This window comes from Pseudomonas sp. Marseille-QA0332, from assembly GCF_054950175.1.
This window is the reverse complement of record NZ_CM143106.1, coordinates 1,443,885-1,467,131: the sequence shown is the minus strand read 5'-3', so window position 1 is coordinate 1,467,131 and position 23,247 is coordinate 1,443,885. Positions and strand designations below refer to the sequence as shown.

The window sequence follows — 23,247 nt, the reverse complement described above, 5'->3', positions numbered from 1 at the left end:
GCGTGAAGCTTGACCTCGGGCGCCAGGCACGCGCCGCTTGGCTTGTAGCTTGCGGCTCATTCCCAGGATGCCGGACAGCCCTTGCAGCCGTGCATGTTGCTGTCCTGGAAGTTGGCGTAGTGCTGGCGACTGCCGCGCAGGTCGGCATCTTGCAGGTTGCTTTCGCCGAGCTTGGCTTCCTGCAGGTTGGCATCGACCAGGCTGGCGCCCTTGAGATCGGCCTTGCTCAGCCAGGTCATTTCCAGGTCGGCAGCCTGCAGCTTGCTGTGCTGCAGCCTGGCGCCGGACAGGCGACCGAACTCCAGGTAGGCGGCGCTGAGGTCGGCCTGGTCGAAGTTGGCGCCTTGGGCGAACACGCCCCAGGCTTGCACCGCGATCAGGGTGGCACCCTGCAGGCGGGCCAGGCGCAGGTTGCTTTGTTGCAGGCTGGCACGGGTCAGGTTGGCGCCTCGTAGGTCGGCTTTTTCCAGGTTGGCCAGGTCCAGCCGGGCGTGACGCAAGTTGGCGCCGCGAAGATCGGCGCCGGACAGGTCCATCTTGCGCAGGTCCTGGTTGCTCAGGTCGGCGCCGCGCAGATCGGCATTCGGACACTTGCCCTCGGCGATCAGGGTGCAGCCGTTGACGGTCGGCGGTGCTTGGTCGGGCTCTGCGGCCAGGGCAGGTGACAGGGCCGCCGCCAGCAGCAATGGGAGGTACTTCATGGCAGTCTCCTGAAGGTAGGTACGACGGCCCCGCATGGTGTCGGGGCCGCCGAGGGATCAGCGTTGGACGGTCTTGGTGTCCCAGGCCGGGATCTTGAACACCCAGAACGAGCCGCCCTGGGCCACCGGCCTGGTCAACTCGGCCATGTCGCCGCCCCACAGCGGCACCGCGCCGCCGTAGCCGACGGTCACGCCGATGTACTGCTCGCCGTCCTGCTCCCAAGTGATCGGCGGCGAGACGATGCCGCTGCCGGTCTGGAATTTCCACAGCTCCTCGCCGGTCTTGGCGTTGAACGCCTTGAAGTAGCCGTCACCGGTTCCGGTGAACACCAGGTTGCCCTTGGTCGCCAGGACGCCGGCCCAGAGGGGCAGCCGCTCCTTGTGTTCCCAGACCATCTTGCCGGTGCTCGGGTCCATGGCGCGCAGCGAGCCGACATGGTCGTCGTACATGCGCTTGATACGGAAGCCCATGCCCAGATAGGCCGAACCCTTCTTGTAGTTCGCCTGCTCGGTCCAGTACTCCTCCTTCCACTGGTTCGAGGGCACGTAGAACAGACCGGTGTCCTGGCTATAGGCCATGGGGTTCCAGTTCTTGCCGCCGAGGAAGGGTGGCGAGACTTCCACGGGCTTGCCCTTGCTCTGGCCGGGCTCGGGCTGGGGTGGGCGTTGGCCTTCGTTCTCCACCGGGCGCCCGGTCTTGAGGTCGATATGGCTGGCCCAGGTGATGTTGTCGGTGAAGGGGAAGGCGTTCTGCAGCTTGCCGTTGGTACGGTCGACCACATAGAAGAAGCCGTTGCGGTCGGCATGCGCGGTAGCCTTGTACTGCTTGCCGTTCTTGTCCTTGTAGTCGAACAGCACCAGCTCGTTGTTGCCGGAAAAATCCCAGGCATCGTTGGGGGTGTGCTGGTAGAACCACTTGACCTCGCCGGTGGAGGGGTCGACGCCGACCTGGCCGGAGGTATAGAGGCTGTCGTAGTCGTGCGGGTTGCCGTCCTTGGCGGTGCGCGCCCAGGTGTTCCAGGGGCCTGGGTTGCCGGCACCGACGATGATGGTGTTGGTCTCGGGATCGAAGCTGGCGCTCTGCCACGGCGCGCCGCCGCCGTGGCTCCAGGCTTGGACCTTGCCGGTCTCGGTGCTTGGGTCGTCCGGCCAGGACGGCGCCTTGACGTCTCCGGTCGGGGTGCTGTCCTTGCCGTTGAGCCGGCCCATGTGGCCTTCGACGAAGGGCCGCATCCAGACTTCCTCGCCGGTCTGCGGGTCGCGCGCATACAGCTGGCCGACCACGCCGAACTCATCGCCGGAGCTGCCGTGGATCAGCAGCACCTTGCCGGTCTTCTGGTCCTTGACCAGGGTTGGCGCGCCGGTCATGGTGTAGCCGGCGGCGTGATCGCCGAACTTCTTGTTCCAGACCACCTTGCCGGTGTCCTTGTTCAAGGCCACCACGCGGGCGTCGAGGGTGCCGAAGTAGATGTTGTCGCCGTAGATGGCGGCGCCCCGGTTGACCACGTCGCAGCAGGGGCGGATGTTGTCCGGCAGGCGATGATTGTAGGTCCACAGTCGCTTGCCGGTCTTGGCGTCGAGAGCGAAGACCCGCGAATAGGACCCGGTCACGTAGATCACCCCGTCGTTGACGATGGCCTGGGACTCCTGGCCACGCTGCTTCTCGTCGCCGAAGGAAAACGACCATGCCGGGGTCAGCTTGAACACGTTGCCGTCGTTGACCTGTGCCAGCGGGCTCCAGCGCTGGGCGTTGGTGCCCATGCCGTACTGCAGCACGTTGCCGGTGGTCTTGTGGTCGTCGGCGATGTCCTCCCAGCTCACCGGCTTGGCCTGGGCGCCGCCGGCCAGGGCCAGGCCGCCGAGCAGGAGGACGGTGTGAACGGCAGCCGGTAGTGGCAGGCGCGGGACGGGTAGCGATCTTGTTGTCATTGTCGGGGTTCCCAATAAGTTGTGGCCTGTACAGCCTGGAACGCCGACGACCGCCGGGATACGGACGATGTCCCGGCAAAACCGGGACGACTTCCCGGCGCGGACATGATTTGGCACTGCCTCGCCAGCCCTACGACCAAGGGAGCAGGCGCTGGGCACCAAAGCAGCGTGGGGCGGGCCTGAGCGCTTTTCTAGCATGCTCGGACCGCCCCGGTTGCCAAGGGGCCGCGTGCAAACCTGAAGTCGAGGGCCGGACAATGACAATCAAGAACAACGCCTTGAACACCAGCTTGCTGATCCTCGGGCTGTGCGCCGCCGCGGCGGTGCAGGCCCATGGGGACGTCACGCCTTCGGCGGTCAACACCGATGGCCTGGAGCCGTTGGGCAGCGAATGGCGCACCGAGAACCCTTATCGTGACAGCAAGGACCATGATCGGGCGCTGGCGATCGGCGCTTCGGCCTACAACCAGAACTGCGCGGCCTGCCATGGCCTGGAGGCCAAGTCGGGAGGGATCGCGCCGGACCTGCGGCTGCTCGACGAAGGGGCGGCGGGCGATGAGTGGTATGTGGAGCGGGTGCGCAATGGCGCGGTACGCGACGGCCGGGTGTATATGCCGAAGATGGCCGACTTCCTCAGCCAGGAAGCCCTCTGGGCGGTACGCACCTATCTTGACAGCGTGCACGTGGCCGAGTGACCGGGCGCCTGGCGCAAGCGCGCAAGTCGCGCGTCCGGTACGGACTGCCGACGTGGTTCAGGCATGCGGTATTGGTGATGCCTGCCTGCCTGCGGCAAAGCGTTCCTTGAGCTGGCCTTGCCCGTCGAGCAGCCAGGCATCCATCACCTCGCGCACCACGGGACCGGCCACTCGGCCCCCGGCCTCGCCGTTCTCGATCATCACCGCCACCACGATGCCGGGACGCTCGGCCGGTGCGAAGCCGACGAACAAGGCGTTGTCGCGGTGCCGCTCCAAGGTCTTGTCGCGGTTGTAGCGCTCTCCCTGCTTGATCGCCACCACCTGGGCGGTGCCGCTCTTGCCGGCAATGCGGTATTGGGCACCGGCGGCGGCGGCGCGGGCGATGCCGCGCGGGTCGTGCATGACCATCTGCATGCCCTGGCTGACCTGGTCCCAGGCGTGCTTGTCATGCAGCACGATGTCCGGCATCGGGTGCGGGTCGAGCGGCGCCTGGCCGCCCACACGCCTGGCCAGGTGCGGACGATGCCAGACGCCGCGGCTGGCCAGCAGGCTGGTGGCCTGGGCCAGCTGCAGGGGCGTGACTTGCATGTAGCCTTGGCCGATGCCGAGGATCAGCGTTTCGCCAGGGAACCACGGCTGGCGCCGGGTGGCGCGCTTCCACTGGGCCGAGGGCATCAGCCCCGAAGCTTCCTCGAACATGTCCAGCGAGACTTTCTGGCCCAGCCCGAAGGCGCTCATGTAGTCATGCAGACGATCGATGCCAAGCTTGTGCGCCAGGTCGTAGAAGTAGGTGTCGTTGGAGCGCATGATGGCCGTGTACATGTCCACCCAGCCGTCGCCACTGCGGTTCCAGTTGCGATACTTGTGGTCATAGTTGGGCAGCTCGTAGTAGCCAGGGTCGAAAACCCGGCTGCCCGGCGTGATCACGCCACTGTCCAGGCCGGCGATGGCCACTTCCGGCTTGACCGTCGAACCGGGCGCGTACAACCCGCGCAAGACACGGTTGAACAGCGGTCGGTCGATCGAGTCGCGCAGGGCCGCGTACTGCTTGAAGCTGATGCCCTTGACGAACAGGTTGGGGTCGAAGCCTGGGTTGCTGACCATGGCCAGGACATCGCCATTGTTCGGATCGAGCGCGACCACCGCGCCGCGTCGATCGCCCAGGGCCTTTTCCGCGGCCATCTGCAGTTGCGCGTCCAGGCTCAGCACGATGTCCTTGCCAGGCACCGGATCGTGCCGGCTCAGCACGCGCATGACCCGGCCTTGGGCGTTGGTCTCGACTTCCTCGTAGCCAACCTGGCCGTGCAGCTCGGTTTCGTAGAAATGCTCGATACCGGTCTTGCCAATGGACTGGGTGCCCCGGTACTCGGTGGCATCCAGGCGCTTGGCTTCCTGTTCGTTGATCCGCCCCACATAGCCGACCGAATGGGCGAAGTGCTCGGCCAGCGGGTATTCGCGAATGAACTGCGCCTCTACATCCAGGCCGGGCAGGCGGAACTGGTTGACCGCGATCCGGGCGATCTGTTCTTCGCTCAGGCCGACCATCAAGGTGACCGGTTCGAACGGCTTGCGCGCACGGCGCAGGTCCTTGTCGAACGCGTGGCGGTCATCGCTATCGAGGCCCAGCACCTGCGCCAGCGTATCGAGCACCTGGGCCGTGTTGCCGCTGCGTTCACGGGTGAGGGTCAAGTTGAAGCTGGGCTTGTTGTCCGCCAGCACCACGCCGTTGCGATCGTAGATCAGCCCACGCTCCGGGGCGATTGGCAACACATGCACGCGGTTGTTTTCCGATACGGCGCTCTGGCGCTCGTGCTGGATCACCTGGAGCACATAGAGCCGGCCGACCAGGATCGCCACCAGGGCGAGGACCAGCAGCGCACACACCAGCAGGCGGCGGTTGACCAGATGCTTTTCCTTGTCGTGGTCCTTGAGGGGGATCGGTTGAGGCATGAGCTTGGCAGGGGTCCGGATAGGCAGCGGGATCGTCGGGCGAGGTCACCCTAGGGCTTGCCAGCCGGGCGCCCCAGGGCCGGCGATGCTACGCATCAGCCGCGGATGACTCAAGCCCAGGAGGCATCCGCCGCATCGGCCCAACCCTTGCCGGCTACGGCTTACCGGCGTTGCCGCGAGGATGAAGAATTGTTCATGGCAACGCGCAAGGACAGGCAAGCGCGCTTGGCGATGCGCTCCAGCTCTCCGCACTTGGCGCAGGTGGCAAAGCGACAATGGCCTGTTGCCAAAGTTCCACAAATGAAACACTATAACATTATGATTAAAACTGATCAGAGCCTGCGGGCGTACCTGGCCTGCGTGTCCAGACGGCGCCCGTTCCGTCTTTCGTCCGATTTGCGGCCCGCATCCACCAGGCTCGATGCTGCCTTTGAGAAAGGAATATCCAGATGATCCAGGACTCGAGATTTCTCCTGATCCCTCGCAAAGTCAGCGTGCTTTCCCTGCTGTCGGCGGCGCCTTTGATGGCGTGCGCTGCAACTGCCCCGGTGGATCTGGAAGAGCTCGTGGTCACCGCGACCGCCACCGAGCGCCAGCTCAGGGATGCGCCAGCCAGCCTGTCGGTGATCACTCGCGAGCAGCTCGAAAAACGCCCGGTACAGGATCTCGAAGATGCCCTGCGTGGTACGCCAGGCCTGCAGTTCACCGGCGTGGGCATGACCCGGCGAGGCATCAGCATCCGCGGCATGGGTAGCGAACATACCCTGGTATTGCGCGACGGCCAGCGTATCAACACGTCGGCCGGCGCCATCGCGCATTCGGATTTCGACCTCGGTTGGATCCCTGTCGAGTCGATCGAGCGTATCGAGGTGGTGCGTGGTCCGATGTCGTCGCTCTACGGTTCCGAGGCCCTGGGTGGCGTCGTCAATGTGATCACGCGCAAGGCCACCGACCGCTGGAGGGGCAGCGCACTGATCGACGGTGGCGTGCGCGAGGATGAGCGTGGCGGGCAAACCCACCAGCTCGGTGCGTACATGGCCGGGCCGCTGGTTCCAGGCGTACTCGGCTTGTCGCTCACTGGCGAAACCCGTCGTCGCCAAGAAACGCCACTGCACCAGGATCGAACCCAGTCCGAGCTCGAGGGGCGCGATGCCCGTGGTGGTAGCGCCACGCTAAGCTGGACGCCCGACCAGGCGCAACGCATCGACTTGAGCTACGGCAGCGGCCTGGAGGATCGCTGGCGCAATACCCGTAGCGCAGGTGCCCGGCCGGTCGACCACGAGTCCTGGGACCGCATCGAGCGAGCGCATTACTCGATCGCCCACAGCGGGGACTGGAGCTGGGGCAGCAGTTCGCTGCGGGCGTACCGCAGTGAACTGGAGCGTACCAATCGCTACACCAACGGTATCGTGCCTAGCTCACCTCGGCAGCACCTGGTCGACGACATCGTCGACGGCAGCGTGAGCGTGCCCCTGGCAGGCATGCATCTGCTCACCACAGGTGCCGAATGGCGCAAGGAACGACTGGAGGACGAGGGCTTCGCTGGCGGCGATGCACGCACCACCCATCGCGCCCTGTTCGTGCAGGACGAGATCGCCTTGGCCGCGGACTGGTCGCTGGTGCTTGGCAGTCGCTTCGACAAGCATCAAGAGTACGGCTGGCAGAAGAGCCCGCGGATCTACCTGCTGCACCACGTCAGCGAAGCGTTGACCCTCAAGGGCGGGGTAGGGCGAGGGTTCAAGGCGCCAACTCTGAAGCAGCTCTCGCCAGGCTATGCCGCCGTGGGGGGTGGTGGGCAGTTCACGATTCATGGCAATCCCGACCTCGGACCGGAAATCAACACCACCTACGAATTCAGCGCCGACTACCAGGGGCAAGGCTGGTCGGCCAGTGCCGGGGTGTTCCAGAACAACGTGCACGGCCTGATCCAGACACGCTGTGTAGCGGCCTGCGGTATCCGCCGCCAGGAACTGCGTGAGTACGACAACGTCGACAAGGCGCGCATCCGCGGAATCGAACTCGGCGCTGGCGTGGACCTGCCGCACGAGCTGCGCTGGGACATCAGCTACAGCTATCTCGACGCGATCGACCGCAGCGCTGGCCGGCGTCTAGGCGACCGTTCCCGGCACCTGGCCAATACCCGCTTGCACTGGCAACCTCGCGCCGGCTTCGATGCTCAGTTGCGTGGCGAGTACGTCGGTAGCCAGTTGAGCTATTCAGGCAGCAGTCGCTACACGATGCCTGCCTACAGCCTCTGGCACCTGGAACTGAGCCAGGCATTGACCGACCACCTGACCGTGCGTGGCGGCATCGAGAACCTGACCGACCGGAACTTCAGCGATGGCGACGACCACTTCACCTTCGCAGAACCCGGTCGCACCTTCCATGTCGGCTTGAGCGTGAGTTTCTGAGATGCGCCGTGTCTACGTGCTGCTGGCCATGCTGCTCTCGAGCCTGGGACAGGCGTCCGAGCCAGGCGTGCCGGGCGTGGATGTTCGCGTCCTGGCCAGCGACTTCGTCTTGCAGAGCAAGTTCGACCGCTTGCGCAAATGGGCCGGGGAAACAGGTCTGATTCTTGCGGGGCGGCATGTTTCAGAACCGTCGTCTGCCTGGTTGAAGGATGCGCGCCTGGTACTACTGGACACGCCACGCCCGGGCGACCTGGCCGAGCTCCAGCGGCTGCTTGGCGATGACTTGGCCACTACCACCACGCCCTGGTTGCGGGTGGGCGGCGGGCCTCTGGCGTTCGGCAACCTGCCGGCGCCAGTGGCCAGGCGCCTGGCGGCCTACTACGGCAACGGCGGGGAGCGTAACCTGCGGCACATGTTCGCCTACCTTCGGGCCTATCAGGCCGGCACCGACACCGAGCAGGTCCCGGCGCCCGAAGCGCTGCCCGCCACGGGTATCTATCATCCGCAAGCGCCTGGCGTATTCGAACGACTGGAAGACTATCGACGCTGGGGCGCGGGGCGCTGGCCTGCGAACGCGCCGCGGGTAGCCTTCGCCATCCACCGTGGCGCCATCGTCGATGCACAGTTGCGGCTGCTGGACGAGCTGGCCCGGCGGAGCGAACGGCGTGCACAGGCGCCGTTGGTCTTCTGGTTCGACGACAGCGACCCGCATGCCCTGGAAAAGCTGCTCGAGCCTTGGCGCGCCGATGTCTTGGTGAACCTGCAGCACATGCAGAATGCCCCGGCGCGCAAGGCCGAATTGCTGAAGCTGGGCCTCCCGGTAATCAGCACGCTGGTGTCGCGCGAGGCTGATCGTGCCCAGTGGCGCCGCGCCGCCAGCGGGATCTCCGCACGCTCGGCGGCGGCGCTGCTGAGCGTGCCGGAAAGCTGGGGAATGAGCGATCCGCTGGTGATCGCCGCGCTGGAGGACGGCGAGCCGTCGCCCTTGGACGATCAGCTAGAAACCTTGTTGGGCAAGGTCGACAGCCTCGCCCGTCTGCGTCATCGGCCCGCCGCGCAGAAGCGTCTGGCGCTGATGTTCTGGAACCACCCGCAAGGCGAGCGCAACATCGCAGCCTCCAACCTCAACGTGCCCCGGAGCCTGGAGCATCTGCTGCACGAACTGGCTCGGGCGGGCTACGACGTGACCGAAACCCCCGAAGCCCATTTGATCGAGGCTGCCAGGCGACTATTGGGTGGTTACTACCAGCCGCACACCCTGGACAGCCTGCTCGAGGACAGATTGGCCGTGAGCTTGCCACTCTCGACCTACCAGGCCTGGCTCGACGGCTTGCCGGACGCTGTCGGGCAGCAAGTGCGCAAGCGCTGGGGAGCGCCCTCCAGCCACTGGGCGTTGCGCACGGTCGCCGGGGAATCCTGCTTCGTCATTCCGGCGCTCTCGCTGGGCAAGATGCTGCTGATGCCGCAGCCGCCCCGAGCGGGTCGGCCAGGCGAGGCCTATCACGATGCCAAGGTGCCCCCCGACCATATCTACCTGGCCGCCTACCTGTACCTGCGCGAGCGCTTCAAGGCCGATGCCCTGGTGCATTTCGGCACCCATGGCACCCAGGAATGGTTACCCGGCAAGGACCGTGGGTTGGCGGCCCATGACTACCCGTTTCTCACCGTCGGCGACATACCGGTGTTCTATCCATACATCCAAGACAACGTCGGCGAGGCCATGCAGGCCAGGCGTCGAGGCCGCGCCGTCGTCGTCAGCCACCAGACCCCGCCGTTCGCGCCTGCCGGCCTGTACGACGAGTTGCGCGACCTTCATCAACTGCTGCACGAATATGCGCAACTGAGCGAAGGGGCGGTGCGCGACGAGACGGCCGAGCGCATACGCACCCTGGCCACGGCTAACGGCATGGCGCGTGACATTGGCTGGGACGAGACTCGCCTGCTGGAGGATTTCCCCGGATTTCTCGCACAACTGCATGAGCATCTGCATGAGCTGGCTGAAGCCAGCATGCCGCTGGGGCTGCACACCTTTGGCGTGCCGGCGCTGCCGGAGCATCGCCTGGCCACGGTATTGCAACAGCTGGGCGAGCCTTATCTGCGAGCACTCGGCATGTCTGGCCACGAACCCTTGGCCGAGCGCTTCGAGGCGCTCAAGGCCAGCCAGCCTTATCGCACCTTGGAGCGCTACCTGAATGAGCCGGCCTCGATCGCGCAGATCGGCGACGCGACCTTGCGCCAGCAGCTCGAGCGCGCTCGCGCACTGGAGCGACAGCTGGCCACGCCTGGCGAGACCGAAGCCTTGCTCACCGGGCTGGCGGGAGGCTTCGTGGCGCCGGGGCCTGGCGGCGATCCCATACGCAATCCGCAGGTGCCCAGCGGACGCAACCTCTACGCCTTCGAAGCCGACAAGCTGCCGACCCGCGCGGCCTATGCCAGTGGTCAGATCGCCCTGCAGCGCCTGCTGGAGACCTACCGTGCCGAGCATGCGGGGCAATACCCCGGCAAGCTCGCTTTCAGCTTTTGGTCATCCGAAGCGATGCGCCATCTGGGCGTGCTGGAAAGCCAGGCACTGCACGCGCTCGGTCTGCGTCCGACATGGGACGCCGGCGGGCGGCTGACCCGCCTGGAAATCATTCCAGCCCGCGAACTCGGGCGCCCGCGCATCGATGTCGTGGTCCAGGTCACCAGTGTCTATCGTGACCAGTTCGACGGGTTCATGCGGCTACTGGCCGAGGCGATCGAACGCCTGGCGCAACTGGACGAGCCGCACAACGCGGTATTTGCCAACAGCCAGGCCGTGGCGGCCCGGCTCCAGGCAGAGGGTGTCGCGCCCGCGCGTGCGCGTGAGGTTTCGCGGGTCCGGATATTTGGCAACCAGGCCGGCGACCATGGCACCGGCGTCGCGCAGCTGGCGCTGGACTCGACCCGCTGGGAAGGCGACTCGGCGCTGGCCGAGCAGTTTCTTGCGCGCTTGCAGTATGGCTACGGTGTAGCCGGCTGGGGCACCAAGCTGGCAAGCCACAATCTCTTCGCCGAGCAGCTCAGGGGCGTGCAGGCGGCGGTAATGGCGCGTTCCAGCGAGCTCAACGGACTGTTGTCCAGCGATCATCCCTTCGAGTTCCTCGGCGGGCTGTCGGCCGCTATCCGTCACCTGGATGGCGCCAGCCCTGCGCTGTACATTTCCGACCTGCGCAAGGCCCAACCCCGCGTCCAAGGCGCTGCGCAGCGGGTGTCGAGCGAATTGCGCAGTCGCTACCTGAATCCGCAATGGATCCAGGCCATGAAACAGGAAGGCCATGCCGGGACGTTGGAGCTGCTCGGGGTGACCGACAACCTGTTCGGCTGGCAGGTGCTCGATCCGTCCACTGTGCGCGCCGAGCAATGGCAGGCGCTGCACGACACGTATGTGATGGACACGCGCGACCTGCAGCTCGACCAGTGGTTCGAACAGCACAATCCAACCGCCCAGGCCCAGCTGATCGAGCGCATGAGCGAAGCGATCCGCAAGGGCTACTGGGATGCGTCGCAGCAGACGCGCCGTGAGCTGGCGCAGCGCTGGACGGAACTGACCGAACGGCGGGGCGCCGATGCCGGCACACGCATCACCACCGAGCATCTACGGCAGATGGCGGCCGGCTTCGGCCTGGCCGATTCGTCAACTGCGAGCGACGCACCGGCCCTCCAGCAAACAGGCCAGACCGTGCAGGGCCAGGTGATGCGCGAGGTGCAAGCCGCCGAAACGCCTGCATGGGCCTGGGCGCCATGGCTGGGCCTGCTGGGCCTGGTGTGCTGTAGTTTGCTCGGCGCGCTCGCGCAGTGGCGTGCCGGGCGCGCACTTTTCTTGACCGAATGATCCCTACAGGACGCAATATGAACGCATTGGAAACCAGTCTCTACGAACTCACTCGTCTTTTCCTGTTGCCGGTGCTGCTGCTGATCCTGGTGGCGCTGGGCTATGCGTGCGTGGCGCTAGGCTCGTTCGTGGTGGAAGCGCTACAGCGCCGCAAGGCTCACCATCGACCTGCGCTGCTGCGGCACCAGCAGCTGCATGGCGGTACCAGCGACGACCTGGAACTGTGGATCATGCGCCGTCTGGAATGGTTGCGCATCACCTCGCGAAGCGCACCGATGCTCGGCCTGGTCGCGACCATGATCCCCATGGGACCGGCCTTGCTGGCCCTGACCAAAAACGACGCGCAAGGCATTGCCGACAACCTGGTCGTGGCGTTTTCCGCCGTGATCCTGGCCCTGATCGCCGCCAGCATCAGCTTTTTCATCCTCACCGTCCGCCGCCGTTGGCTGCTGCAAGAGCTGCGGGTCATCGAACGCATGCAGGAGGCCGGCTGATGCGCTTTCTCGAGCATGACGATGCGGATGATCCGATCCTGTCGATGGTCAACCTCATCGACCTGTTCCTGGTGATCATCGGCATTCTGCTCGTGGTCATCGTGCGCAATCCGCTCAACCCGTTCTCCGCCGAAAAAGTGATGGTCATCGAGAATCCCGGCGAGGCGAACATGCGCATGCTGGTCAAGGATGGGCAGCAGTTGAAGGAATATCAGTCCAGTGGCGAGATCGGTGAAGGGCAGGGCGCCAAGGCTGGCGTGACCTATCGGCTCAACGATGGGCGGCTGATCTACGTGCCCGAGGCTGCGCAATGACGGTCCACATAGCGAGGGCGTTGGCGATGCAGGCGGCCAGGCATGCGTGCACCTCCTGTAAAATGTTATGGTATAACATGATGGAGAAGCCCACATCGCCGGCAATGGCTTTTTGACTCCGTTGCCGGTTCGAGCGAGTTTCCCAAGGAGCAGTGATGACCGAAGAAGAATTGTTGAGACAGCCAGCCGACGCTTACATGAATGCTCAACAGCAGGCGTTTTTCAAAGCCCTGCTGCTCGAACAGAGGCGAACCATCCAGCAAGACATACAAAGCGGCTTTGCCGAACTCAAGCAGCACGAGCCCAGTTCCGACCCCGCCGATACCGGCAGTGCGGAGGAACAGCGGCAGTGGAACCTGCGTCTGATGGAACGTGAAAAGAAGCTTCTGGACAAGATCGACGGTGCCTTGAACCGCCTGGCCCAGGGCGAGTACGGCTGGTGTGCCGAAACCGGGGAGCCGATAGGCTTGCGCCGCCTTCTGATTCGGCCTACCGCGACTCTTTGCATAGAGGCGAAGGAGCGCCAGGAGAGTAGGGAAAGACATCTGAGGGAGGGGTGAGAAGGGTACTCTGGCGCGGTATACCAAGCCGTGTTGCGGTTTCCCCGGCATTGCGGATCACGAGCGTGCCAGTGCGAGTCTTGTTGGTTGCGATTACGCTTGAGGAGCATTCATGACACATCAAACGATGCTGGAATATGGTGTCGAGGTATTCGTATCCGGTGGCTTCCAGGTCTGCATACGCCAGCAGCAGGAGGGCACCGAGCATAGGCTGGTTTTCGATGATGCCCAGATCGACGCTCTGGTCGACGCGCTAAGGAGCGCCCAGCGCCGGGCACGACGGCAGCGTTCGGCAGAGATCAAGCCCGGAAGGAGCGATGATGACATTTGAACGAACACCCGCGCCGGAACAGCTGTATTTCGATGTCGAGGAAATATCCCGCCAAGAGGCGCCCTTGCGCATTGCGCACAAGTACAGCCTTTCAATCGCGCCTTACGAGCTTTTCGTCCATCTGTTGGGGGTTGGCAGCGAATTGTCCGCGCCTCGCTGGGCAGTGGCACTGGAAGTCGTCGAGCATGGGAAAGTGAGATTGCCCGTGACCCGCCTGGGTAGCCAGTTGTACGAGGACATCGAAGCGGCACGCCAGGCGGGTATGGCGCAGGCCAGGCGCTGGGTCGAGGAAAATCCATGACCAGCCGTCTCGCCTTGCAGTCAGGGGATCGAATGTCGGGATCGTACGGGCGGGTTTAGCTGGCATGCTCGGCCTGAGCGCAAAGGGCCTGTTTCGTATCGAAAGTCGCAAGACAAGGCGATACGAACAGGTTGCCGCGATAGGCACCCGCCGCCGTTCTGGCCGCTATCGCCAGCCACAGCCCTCCCAGCAGCATCACAAGCAGGACGCCCAGCCCCTGGAACACGGCCAGATGGAGCAGGGTACCCAGTTTGAGCGTTGTCACGGCGTACACCCCAAGTGGAAAGGTGAACCCCCACCAACCCAGGTTGAACGGGATGCCGCTTTGCAGATAGCGCAGGGTGATGAGCGTCGTCAGCAACATCCACCACAAACCCAGCCCCCAGAACACAATGCCGACGAGCATGCCTACGCCCGCCATTACCTCCCCGATACCGGCCATGCCTTGCGCGGCGAAGATCACCGGAGCTTCGGCTCCCATGAGCAGCATGCCCAGCGCGCCCGTGCCGATAGGACCAAGTGCCAGCCAGGTCGAAGCCGCCATGGTTTCGTGGGGCAGTTTGTGAAGCGCCAGCCTTAGCACCAGGATGACCAGGATGCTGAGCGCGACCGGAACCGAATACGCCCACAGCACCTGACTGGTGATCAGCATGTGAAACTGTGCGCTGGCATCATCCAGGTGCGCAGCGATGACGCCACCGCTCACCGCGGCAACTTCGGCGGCCACGACGGGAAGCAGCCATACTGCCGTCATCTGATCGATGCTGTGCTGTTGTCGGGTGAACATCATGAACGGAATCAGCACGCCGCATGCCAGCGCCATGGCGACATCCAGCCACCAGAGGACGTGAGCGCAAGCGATGACCGACGCTCCCCACATGGGCAAGCCGTACTGCACCAAGCCATTGATGATGGTTGCCAGCCCCATGGGAATGGTGCCGAAAAACATGGAGACGGTGGAGTGACCGAAGATCTGCCTGGCTTCATTGAAGAACAGGATCCAGCGGGCGGCATACATCAGCGTGAAGATCATGAAAAGCACGCCGTTGAACAGCCATAGCGCTTTCCCCAGGTGCAGGAGAGCGACGCCATGTCCTGGAAGCTGGCCAAGAGCCAGTGCCAGGATCCCGGTACCCATGGTGACGGCGAACCAGTTGGGCGTGAACTGCCTGATCGCTTCCTTGGGGCTCGAAAGAGCCGCAAAGGGTTGGCCTGCCTGGATGATGTTGGCCAAGCTCAGGTTGCGCATAGTGTCTCCCGAACGTTCTAGCGATGGTTCGAAAAAGCATAAGCAGCAGACGTTAGCGGGGGAAACGGGTAATTTTGATACCTCATACCTATTTTTCGGGTAACCCCATGAAGTTGACCCTTCGCCAGCTGGATATTTTCCGAGCCATTGCCCAGTGCGGCTCGACGACCAGCGCAAGCGTTTTCCTGGCATTGTCTCAATCGGCGACCAGTTCGGCGCTGCATGAGTTGGAGCGCGCACTGGACGTGCGGCTGTTCGATCGGGTGGGCAAGCGCCTCGTGCTGAACGATAACGGACGCAAGCTTTTCCCCCAGGCTGTTCGGTTGCTGGAAGCCGCCGCGCAAATCGAGGAGACATTCTTGAGCACCGATACCGTGACGCGCCTGCGGATCGGTTGCAGTACCACGATCGGGAACTACATCATGCCGTGCCTGGCCGAGAGCTTGAGCCAGCGAACGCCTGGCCTGCGCGTCGACGTCTCGATGGGCAACAGCGCGGATGTCGCCAGGCAGGCTGCCCAGCTGTCCATCGACATGGCCTTGATCGAAGGTCCCTGTCACTTGCCGGAACTGACCGTAAAGCCATGGTTCGAGGATGAATTGCTGGTTATCGCGGCTGCCTCCGATCCACTTGCGCATAACGGCGCAGTAACGTGGAATGATCTGCGGGAGGCGCCCTGGCTGATCCGCGAGAGCGGCTCCGGAACGGCCGAGGAAGTCCTGAGGTTCCTGCTGCCACGGCTGGGCGAGTGGAGCAATACTCGCGAAATCGGCAGCTCCGAGGCTATCAAGCGCATGGTTGCCGCAGGCCTTGGAATCAGCTGTCTTTCCTATTGGGTCGTGAGCGATCTGCTGGCGCAGGGGCAGCTGGTCGTGCTGAACAAAGGTGACCTGTCGCACAAGCGGCAGCTGTACGCAGTCCATCACCGTGACAAGTTCATGTCGCCGGCCTTGAAACTGTTCCAGCAGGCGCTGGCAGACTTCGCCGCGGACCAGGCCGCCTGAGGCGGGTTGCCGATCTTGTCGAGCCGCCCTTTGCCCAGCGCGGCATCGATGCACTGGAGCAGGCTGATGCCCAAGCGGGTACATCGGGAAGCGATCGCGTCATAAGAATCGCCGCGCCTACACAGAGTTCACGGCTGGCTGCTCTGCTCTGCGCTGCGCTGTGCCAAGTTGCGATTTGCAGCTACAGTCTGGGGTACATCGAGTTTTACCGGAGTCCCGGATTCTCGCCACCTTGCTGTAGTGCAAACGGGCGCAGTCGCACCCGCCGACATACATTCTCTGGATTACGCCCGATGCAGCAAAGATCGCCCGATGAAACCTTGCGCGCCGCCTTGCAGAGGTCCCATGCCCGGCTCCGGCGCCAGCACGAACTGGTCGTCGAGTTCGGAGTGGCTTCGCTCAAGAGTCATGACCTCGACGATCTGCTGGACAGGGCCTGCGCTGTCGTCGCCCAGGGCATGGCCACGCGTTTCGCCAAGGTGCTGGTGCCCGTGGGGGAAGGTGATGACCTGGTGATCAGCCACGGCGTCGGCTGGGACGAAGCGGATATCGGCAGCGTCCGTATCGGTGGCGACCAGGCCAGCCCGGCCGGCTACGCCATCGCGACGTATCGCCCGGTGCTGTCGAATCATCTGGGCGAGGAGCAGCGCTTCGGAACGCCTGCGCTCATGAAGAAATACGGTATCCAGCGCGCGATAAATGTCCCGATCCGCGGCGTTTCGGCGCCCTTTGGCGTGCTCGAGGCCGACAGCAGCGATGGCGACGACTTCATGGAGAGCGACCTAGTGTTCATGGAGGGCATCGCCAATGTCATCTCGATGGCGCTGGAGCGCCTATCGGCCGAGACCGAAGTGCAGACGCCGCTGTCATATTCGGAAAGCGTCCTGAATGCGAGCCCCGATTGCGTGGAAGTGATGTCCACGGACGGCCTGATCGAGTTCTTCAACGACAGCGGCTTGCGCCTGATGCAAGTGTCCTGCGCCGAGGACGTGCTCGGGCGCCCTTGGGCGACGCTCTGGCCAGAGGAGGCACGCCCGCTGGTCGCCGAGGCGCTGGCCAAGGCGGCACGGGGGGAGACGACACGCTTTGAAAGCTACTGTCCGACCACCCAGGGGGAATTCAGATGGTGGGACGTATTGCTGGCGCCGATTCCCGCAACGCAGGGGCAGGCCCAGCGCCTGATCGCGGTCTCGCGTGATATCACCGAACGCCACCGCCATGAGCAGGAACTGCAGGGTCTGATCAATACGCAAAGCAACCAGCTGAGCATGAGCGATTCATACCTGGTGGAAATCCACCACCGAGTGAAGAACAGCCTGCACCTGGTCAATACCTTGCTCCTGCTGCAGGCCAACCTGGCTGAAGACGATGCCGTCAAGCTACAGCTCAGAACGGCGGCCGGGCGTGTGGTCACCATTGCCACCGTGCATGAGCGCCTCTATCAGAATGCCGAGACCCGGGACGTCAAGGTAGCGGACTACCTGGGCTCGTTGCTGGGCGACATCGGCAAGGCCCTGGCGGACCGGCAGATCAATCTGGAAACCGATGACCTGACCCTCCCGCCCGAGCGAATGGCCCCCCTGGGCCTGGTGATTTCCGAACTGATCACCAATGCCCTGAAATACGGCAAGGGTACCATCGATGTCTGCGTCAGGCAGGAAGCCGATCATGCACTGATCAGCGTCACCGACGAGGGCGACGGTTTCCCCGCCGACTATCCCAAGCCCAGCGGCACGGGCCTTGGCATGCGCTTGGTGAAAAGCTACTCCGGTTACGGCAGTGGGGCGGTCAGCGTGGATCGTCTGGTGGGCAAGAGCAGGATTCTGGTGCGGTTCAGAGTGTGAGGCGGGAGCGAGAGGCCAGGTGTTGACAACCGCCCGTCGCGGTAATCGGCAGGCTCAAGCCAGGTGCTGCTGTGTCGGATGCGGCTCCGGCGAGTACGCCGATCGAGCCGGTGTCACGACTATTCGTGCATACGCAAGGCTGGCCTTGGGAGACGAAGGGAGGGTACCGCAGAAGTCCCCGCCCATTGGGACGGGGAATTGCTCGGCAGCAATCGGGTTCCTATCGGCTAGGCTACTGCACCGCCGTGGCTAAGGATTTTGTATGCCTTCTTCGTTTGAGATGGATGGCGGTAGCCGCGGCCGTCACCGGGACGGCAAGAAGAACGAAGATATCCGTGATCGTCCAGCCCCAGGTCATGATCATCGCACCCGAGCCTGCTCCCAGGATTGCGCCAACCCGGCCAACGCCAAAGACCCAGCTAACTCCAGTTGCCCGGATTGGTGTCGGGTAGTGGGCGGCGCCTAGCGCGAAGCAACCCGCGTTCGCGGACATCAGTACATATCCCAACAAGAAGACCAGGGTCGCGAGCATGGCAAACGAACTGCTGAACAGAGCGATCAGCAGGGTGAATGTCGCGCAACCGGCGAACATGAGGCTCACGATTCGATTCGGCTCGAACCGATCCATCTTCAAGCCAACCGTGAAGTTTCCGATTGCGCCCCCTACCTGCAAGATGATTCCCAACGCAGCGGCCTGGGAGTAGGACATGCCGGCAGCGCTGGCAGTGAGTGGCAGCCAGTTGCTTAGGAAGTACAGATGGAAGAAGCCCATGAACATCGCGAGCCAGATGGATAGCGTGCCGAATCTGTAATGACGGTGCAACAATGCCGCCGGGCCTCGGCTCGTAACTTGCGAGGTATTCAGTTCGCTATTGACGAACTGTGTCGAGGCGCAGGCACTGCCCGGAATCAAGGCGTTTGCAGCCGTGACTATGCGTTCGTGCGGTTGATTGCGCTGTATCCTGTAACGAAGCGACTCGGGTAGCCAGATCAGGAGTGCGATGACCAGCAACAGGGGCAGTAGCCCACCGGTGAAAAAGACCGAGCGCCATGTATAAAGCTGGATCAGGTGCTCGCTGACCAACCCGCATAGCGCACCGCCCATGCCAAAGCCGCACCAGGCTGACGTGACGATCAGTGAACGTCTGCGCAGCGGCGCGCATTCCGCTAGCAATGTCGTAATGTTTGGCATCGTCGCGCCCAGCCCGACCCCTGTGAGCAAGCGCGCTAGGGTGAGCGCATGCAAATCGTTGGTATAAGCGCAAGCCAGGCAAAAAACACCTACCGAGCTGACAGCGGCTATGATCACCCAGCGCCTGCCGAAGCGATCAGCCAGGGGGCCGGCAATCAGCGATCCTAACGAAAGCCCGACGATGCCGCTCATCATCAGCGGGCCTAGATCGCCTCGGCTGATGCCCCAATCCTGGATCAGGGCTGGGGCGACAAAGCCCATCATCATGGTGTCGAAGCCGTCCAGCATGAGGATCAGAAGGCCAAGGATGATCACGGTCTTCTGTTGTCTTCCGATCGGACGGCCGTCCAGGAAGGTATGCACGTCCAGCACATTTTTGTTCATCTTGTCGTACTCGCGTGGCTAGTGAACGGAAGTGGGGCTTGCGCCCCACTGTCAATTGGCCATTGCCCGTAGTTCGGCTGTCGCGCACTCGTCGAGCTTGCCCGAGCGAGGATCAACGACGGCGAGATAATGCTCGCGTACGAAGGCTGCAGTGAGCTTGTGGTTCCAGACGTCTTCTTCGATAGAGGCAAGCGGGCGCTCCAGTGGGTTGCCGAAGCCACCACCACCTGGCTGCGTGTGCGAAACGATATCGTCGCGAGCAATGGTGATGCCAACCTTGCTCGGCAGTGAGCGCTTTTCTTCGCCGTACTGCAATACGTTCATTGCCGGACTGGCGGGCAGCCCGCCCTGCAGGCCGTAAGGACGGAACTTCATCCGGTCGGCCCGTAGTTGCAGCAGTACGTCGTCGCCGAGGACACGGTAGCTTCGCAGCACACCGAGACCGCCCCGATAGCGGCCAGCGCCGCAGCTGTCAGCCACCAGCTCATAGGCTTCCACGCGCACCGGATGTTGCGCCTCCAGGGTTTCGACGGGCGTGTTGGACAAGTTCTGCGAGGCATTGGTGATTGCCTCGACGCCATCGGCATGTGGACGTGCACCCCAGGCACCGCAGACCATATCGACGATGATGTAGCTACTGCCGTCGTCTTTCTTTCCTGAGAGGCAGACGACCGTGTTGCCGCCTTCACCTGCAGCAGGAATACGATCCGGGACGATTTCCGCGAGCGCTCCGAGCATGGTGTCAAACACCCGATAGCCGGTTAGCGCACGCGCTGCGACCGCTGCCGGTTCCAGCGGATTGAGCACCGAGCCCTCGGGAACGTATACGTCCACGCACCGGAACAGTCCTTCGTTGTTCGGAACGTCCCCTTTGAGTGCGCAACGGATACTCAAATAGGTACAGGATTTGGTGTAGGAAAGGGTAGAGTTGATGGCTGCTCTTACCTGAGGGGCGCTGCCGGTATAGTCGACACTGACTCGGTCCTCGTGAACCGTGACGGCCACGCGCAAGGGGATCGGGTCTTCGGAAAGCCCGTCGTCATCGATGAAATCCTCGAATACGAACGTCCCTTTCGGCCACTGGCGAATTTCTTCGCGGGTCAGGCGTTCTGCGTAGTCCAGCAGCTCAGCGAAGTAGAGACGGGCTTCATCGCGGCCATAGCGGTCGAGCAGGCGGGTCAGTTCACGGCTACCAACCTGGCAAGCTGCGTACTGGGCGCGCAGGTCGCCCAGTACGCGGTCTGGAACACGCACGTTCTGCGCAATGATGCGCTCCATGGTGTCGTTTATTTGGCCAGCTTCATAAAGCTTGACCACCGGAATCCTCAATCCTTCCTGGTAGATTTCAGTGGAGTCGCTGGCGTTGGAGCCCGGTACACGCCCTCCAACATCGGTGTGATGACAAATGACCACGCTGTAGCCTTCAATTTCGCCCTTATAGAAGAAGGGCGCGAACATGAAGATGTCTGGCAGGTGCATGCCACCCTGGTACGGGTCATTGACGATGACAGCATCACCAGGTTGCAGACTATCGCCGTAGCGCAGCTTGACTTGCGCCATCGCTTCGGGAATGGCACCTAGGTGCAGGGCGATGGTTTTGGCCTGGGCGATCATCTGTCCGTGGCGGTCACAGATGGCGGCTGAATAGTCCATGACATCCTTGACGATTTCCGACCTGGCGGTACGAAGCACTGTGTAAGCTACCTCGTCGACGATCGAATCCATGGCATTCTTGACGACAGCGAAAGTGATCGGATCGATGGCCTGGCTCATGCGCGAATCTCCTGAATGTCGATGGTTATATTTCCGATGTTGTCTGCATGGGCGCTGCAGCCTGGCGGAACGACGATGGTGGTATCGTAGGACTCGATGATGAGGGGGCCTTCCACCGGGGCGAGACCGATGCTGGCGCGCGGAACGACGGGCGTGGGCTGGTACGGGGCCTGCGGATCGAAACTGACCAGACGCTCTCCCTGGGAACCTTGCAGCGCAGTGGCGTCTACCTTGCAATCTGCAAAGTCCAGCCGCTGGGCACTGCGTCCTCGAGCGCTGACACGCAGGTTCACCAGCTCCAGCGGTTCCTCACTGCTGTAGCCGAACGTTTGCAGATATTGACTGTTGAAATCTCTCTTCAGTTGGTCCAGAACGTGTTCGTCGAACTGCGCACCGTTTAGAGCCACTGTCAGTTCAGAGCTTTGACCTACGTAGCGCACGTCTGCCGAATAGACGATCTGCGCATCATCGGCTGCATAGCCTTCACTTGCCAGGACGGTGAAACCCTGGTCGCCCAAGGCGATAGCTTCGGTCGAAAGGAAGTCATGGTCGCACTCGGCGAACGAACGCAGGATGGCCTTGACGAAATTGTGCTCGGCATCGGCGGTGAGCATGCCGGCCGAGCAGAAGACCCCTGCCATGATGGGAGCTACAACTCGGCGGATGCCCAGCAGGCGGGCCACTGCCACCGCATGCAGCGGGCCTCCGCCGCCAAACGCCATCATGGACATTTCACGTGGATCAAGGCCTCGTTCGACGGTCACTGCGCGGATCGCTCGAGCCATGTTCACATTGGCCAAGTGACGGATCCCATGTGCCGCTTTCAACAGATCCAGTTGCAGCGGCTGTGCAACATGTTGGTCGATTGCCTGTTCGGAAAGTTGCGGGAACACCGGCAGGCTGCCGCCCGCCAGGGCGACTGGGTTGAGGTAACCTAGAACCATGTTGGCATCGGTTACGGTAGGCTGACGATTGCCCTTGTTGTAGCACGCAGGGCCTGGGAACGCGCCTGCCGACTCAGGACCTACGCACAGTAGGCCGCCTGCATCGATCCAGGCGATAGAACCACCGCCAGCGCCGACTTCGGCGATGTCGATCGCAGGCACTTTCAGTACATAGCCACCACCTTTGACAAAGCGACTAGGTGCGCTGATCCCGTCGCGGAACTCGTATTCATTGGTCAGAGAAGGTTGCCCATCGACCACCAAGGCGGCTTTGGCGGTGGTTCCACCCATGTCGAAGATGATCTGGTTGCTGTCGCCTGCCGAAGCGCCGATGCGAGCTGCTCCGGTCACACCCCCGGCAGGCCCGGAGGCAACTGCGAACACCGGTTTCTCGCTCGCTGAGGAGATGCCCATCATGCCCCCGTTGGAGGCCATGACTTGCAACGAGGCGCGAATGCCCATCGCTTCGAGATCCTGGCGCAGCCGGGCCAGGTAAGTGCGCATGGCCGGCAGGATATAGGCATTCACGACGGTGGTGCTGGTACGTTCATATTCCTTGATTTCCGGTAGCACCTCATACGAGGCACTCACCAGTACCTGCGGGAAATGCTGCTGCAGAAGCTGTTTGGCGCGGCGCTCATGGGCAGGATTGATGTAGCTGTTGATGAATGCCACGGCGATGGCGGTTACACCTTCTTCGACCAGTTCCCTGGCCTCGCGCAGCAGCTGGGCTTCATCGAGCGGTGTGACCACCTCGCCGGTGGCACTGATGCGCTCGTCAATACCCCTCCTCCAGCGGCGAGTGGCCAAGGGCTCAGGCTTGCTCCAGGAAAGATCGAACATGGTGGGTGTACGGATGCGGCCGATTTCCAGTACGTCCCTGAACCCTGTGGTGGTGAGCACACCGGTCTTCGCGCCGACCTTTTGCAGAATCGTGTTGGAGGCAGTGGTAGTCCCGTGCACGATCTCGGTGATGTCTTCAGGTGCTACGCCAGCTTGCTGAAGCAGGGCCCCGAGTCCTTGTACGATCGCTTTGCCAAGGTCTTCGGGAGTGGTCGAAGTCTTGTTCACGAACAGGCGACCGTCTGGCATTGCGAGCACGACATCGGTGAACGTGCCTCCGATATCGCATCCGACCCGTACGCCTCTGCTGGTTCTTGTTGTTGATGCAGTGCTCATGATTGCTCCATTCGCTGGTTGTTCATCGTCGCTAACTAACTGGACGTTCAGTTAGTAAGTGTTAAGCTAGGAGCAATTCCTGGTCCTGTCAAACAGGAAAGGGAGCAGGGTGTTCAGCATTGCTGCTGATACACTTCAC

The 23,247-nt window shown here is 63.0% G+C and carries 17 protein-coding genes; 10 read left to right on the top strand and 7 right to left on the bottom strand.

Annotation, left to right across the window (positions count from 1 at the left end):
• Window positions 1–56: 56 nt before the first annotated feature.
• Together ACY8GK_RS06840 and exaA are read right to left on the bottom strand one after the other, a co-directional pair.
• On the bottom strand, window positions 57–701 hold the full coding sequence (locus tag ACY8GK_RS06840; RefSeq protein ID WP_462402687.1) for a pentapeptide repeat-containing protein: 645 nt from the start codon (window positions 699–701) through the stop codon (window positions 57–59).
• Between the two features lie 57 nt (window positions 702–758).
• Window positions 759–2,630, bottom strand: a complete 1,872-nt coding sequence (exaA, locus tag ACY8GK_RS06835; RefSeq protein ID WP_196178768.1) for a quinoprotein ethanol dehydrogenase — start codon at window positions 2,628–2,630, stop codon at window positions 759–761.
• A 257-nt stretch (window positions 2,631–2,887) separates the two neighbouring features.
• Here exaA and pedF point away from each other — a divergent pair, with 257 nt between their 5' ends.
• Window positions 2,888–3,325 (top strand): cytochrome c-550 PedF, encoded by a 438-nt coding sequence (gene pedF, locus ACY8GK_RS06830; protein ID WP_462402686.1) that lies wholly within the window; start codon window positions 2,888–2,890, stop codon window positions 3,323–3,325.
• Window positions 3,326–3,382: 57 nt separating this feature from the next.
• On the opposite strand, the gene mrdA is transcribed toward pedF, so the two are convergent.
• Entirely contained in the window at window positions 3,383–5,275 is a 1,893-nt protein-coding gene (gene mrdA, locus ACY8GK_RS06825) for a penicillin-binding protein 2 (protein ID WP_196178764.1), read from the bottom strand.
• 449 nt (window positions 5,276–5,724) lie between these two features.
• Between mrdA and ACY8GK_RS06820 the strand changes: the two genes are divergently transcribed.
• From ACY8GK_RS06820 to ACY8GK_RS06790, 7 genes are all read left to right on the top strand, one after another.
• A complete protein-coding gene (locus ACY8GK_RS06820; protein ID WP_462402685.1) occupies window positions 5,725–7,686 on the top strand; it encodes a TonB-dependent receptor domain-containing protein in 1,962 nt (653 codons plus the stop codon).
• Between the two features lies 1 nt (window position 7,687).
• Complete coding sequence (cobN, locus tag ACY8GK_RS06815; RefSeq protein WP_462402684.1) at window positions 7,688–11,539, top strand: cobaltochelatase subunit CobN; 3,852 nt, start codon at window positions 7,688–7,690, stop codon at window positions 11,537–11,539.
• A 17-nt stretch (window positions 11,540–11,556) separates the two neighbouring features.
• Entirely contained in the window at window positions 11,557–12,033 is a 477-nt protein-coding gene (locus tag ACY8GK_RS06810) for a MotA/TolQ/ExbB proton channel family protein (protein ID WP_462402683.1), read from the top strand.
• A complete protein-coding gene (locus ACY8GK_RS06805; RefSeq protein WP_462402682.1) occupies window positions 12,033–12,347 on the top strand; it encodes a DUF2149 domain-containing protein in 315 nt (104 codons plus the stop codon). Before ACY8GK_RS06810 ends, ACY8GK_RS06805 begins: the two co-directional genes overlap by 1 nt.
• A 155-nt stretch (window positions 12,348–12,502) precedes the next feature.
• Entirely contained in the window at window positions 12,503–12,907 is a 405-nt protein-coding gene (gene dksA, locus ACY8GK_RS06800) for an RNA polymerase-binding protein DksA (protein ID WP_462402681.1), read from the top strand.
• A gap of 112 nt (window positions 12,908–13,019) precedes the next feature.
• A complete protein-coding gene (locus tag ACY8GK_RS06795; protein WP_196178754.1) occupies window positions 13,020–13,238 on the top strand; it encodes a hypothetical protein in 219 nt (72 codons plus the stop codon).
• A complete protein-coding gene (locus ACY8GK_RS06790; protein ID WP_196178752.1) occupies window positions 13,228–13,539 on the top strand; it encodes a hypothetical protein in 312 nt (103 codons plus the stop codon). Before ACY8GK_RS06795 ends, ACY8GK_RS06790 begins: the two co-directional genes overlap by 11 nt.
• A gap of 55 nt (window positions 13,540–13,594) precedes the next feature.
• Here ACY8GK_RS06790 and ACY8GK_RS06785 read toward each other — a convergent pair whose 3' ends face one another.
• Entirely contained in the window at window positions 13,595–14,788 is a 1,194-nt protein-coding gene (locus ACY8GK_RS06785; protein WP_462402680.1) for a TDT family transporter, read from the bottom strand.
• 107 nt (window positions 14,789–14,895) lie between these two features.
• On the opposite strand from ACY8GK_RS06785, the gene ACY8GK_RS06780 reads away from it, so the two are divergent.
• Window positions 14,896–15,792 (top strand): LysR family transcriptional regulator, encoded by an 897-nt coding sequence (locus ACY8GK_RS06780; RefSeq protein WP_196178748.1) that lies wholly within the window; start codon window positions 14,896–14,898, stop codon window positions 15,790–15,792.
• 293 nt (window positions 15,793–16,085) lie between these two features.
• Window positions 16,086–17,636 (top strand): sensor histidine kinase, encoded by a 1,551-nt coding sequence (locus ACY8GK_RS06775; RefSeq protein WP_196178746.1) that lies wholly within the window; start codon window positions 16,086–16,088, stop codon window positions 17,634–17,636.
• A 232-nt stretch (window positions 17,637–17,868) separates the two neighbouring features.
• Here the strand turns inward: ACY8GK_RS06775 and ACY8GK_RS06770 are convergent, their stop codons facing one another.
• The 3 genes from ACY8GK_RS06770 to ACY8GK_RS06760 are packed head-to-tail and all read right to left on the bottom strand — an operon-like array spanning window position 17,869 to window position 23,108.
• On the bottom strand, window positions 17,869–19,212 hold the full coding sequence (locus ACY8GK_RS06770; protein ID WP_462402679.1) for an MFS transporter: 1,344 nt from the start codon (window positions 19,210–19,212) through the stop codon (window positions 17,869–17,871).
• Window positions 19,213–19,263: 51 nt separating this feature from the next.
• A complete protein-coding gene (locus ACY8GK_RS06765; protein WP_462402678.1) occupies window positions 19,264–20,985 on the bottom strand; it encodes a hydantoinase B/oxoprolinase family protein in 1,722 nt (573 codons plus the stop codon).
• Window positions 20,982–23,108, bottom strand: a complete 2,127-nt coding sequence (locus ACY8GK_RS06760) for a hydantoinase/oxoprolinase family protein (protein ID WP_462402677.1) — start codon at window positions 23,106–23,108, stop codon at window positions 20,982–20,984. The genes ACY8GK_RS06765 and ACY8GK_RS06760 overlap by 4 nt, the downstream gene beginning before the upstream one ends.
• Between the last annotated feature and the right edge of the window lie 139 nt (window positions 23,109–23,247).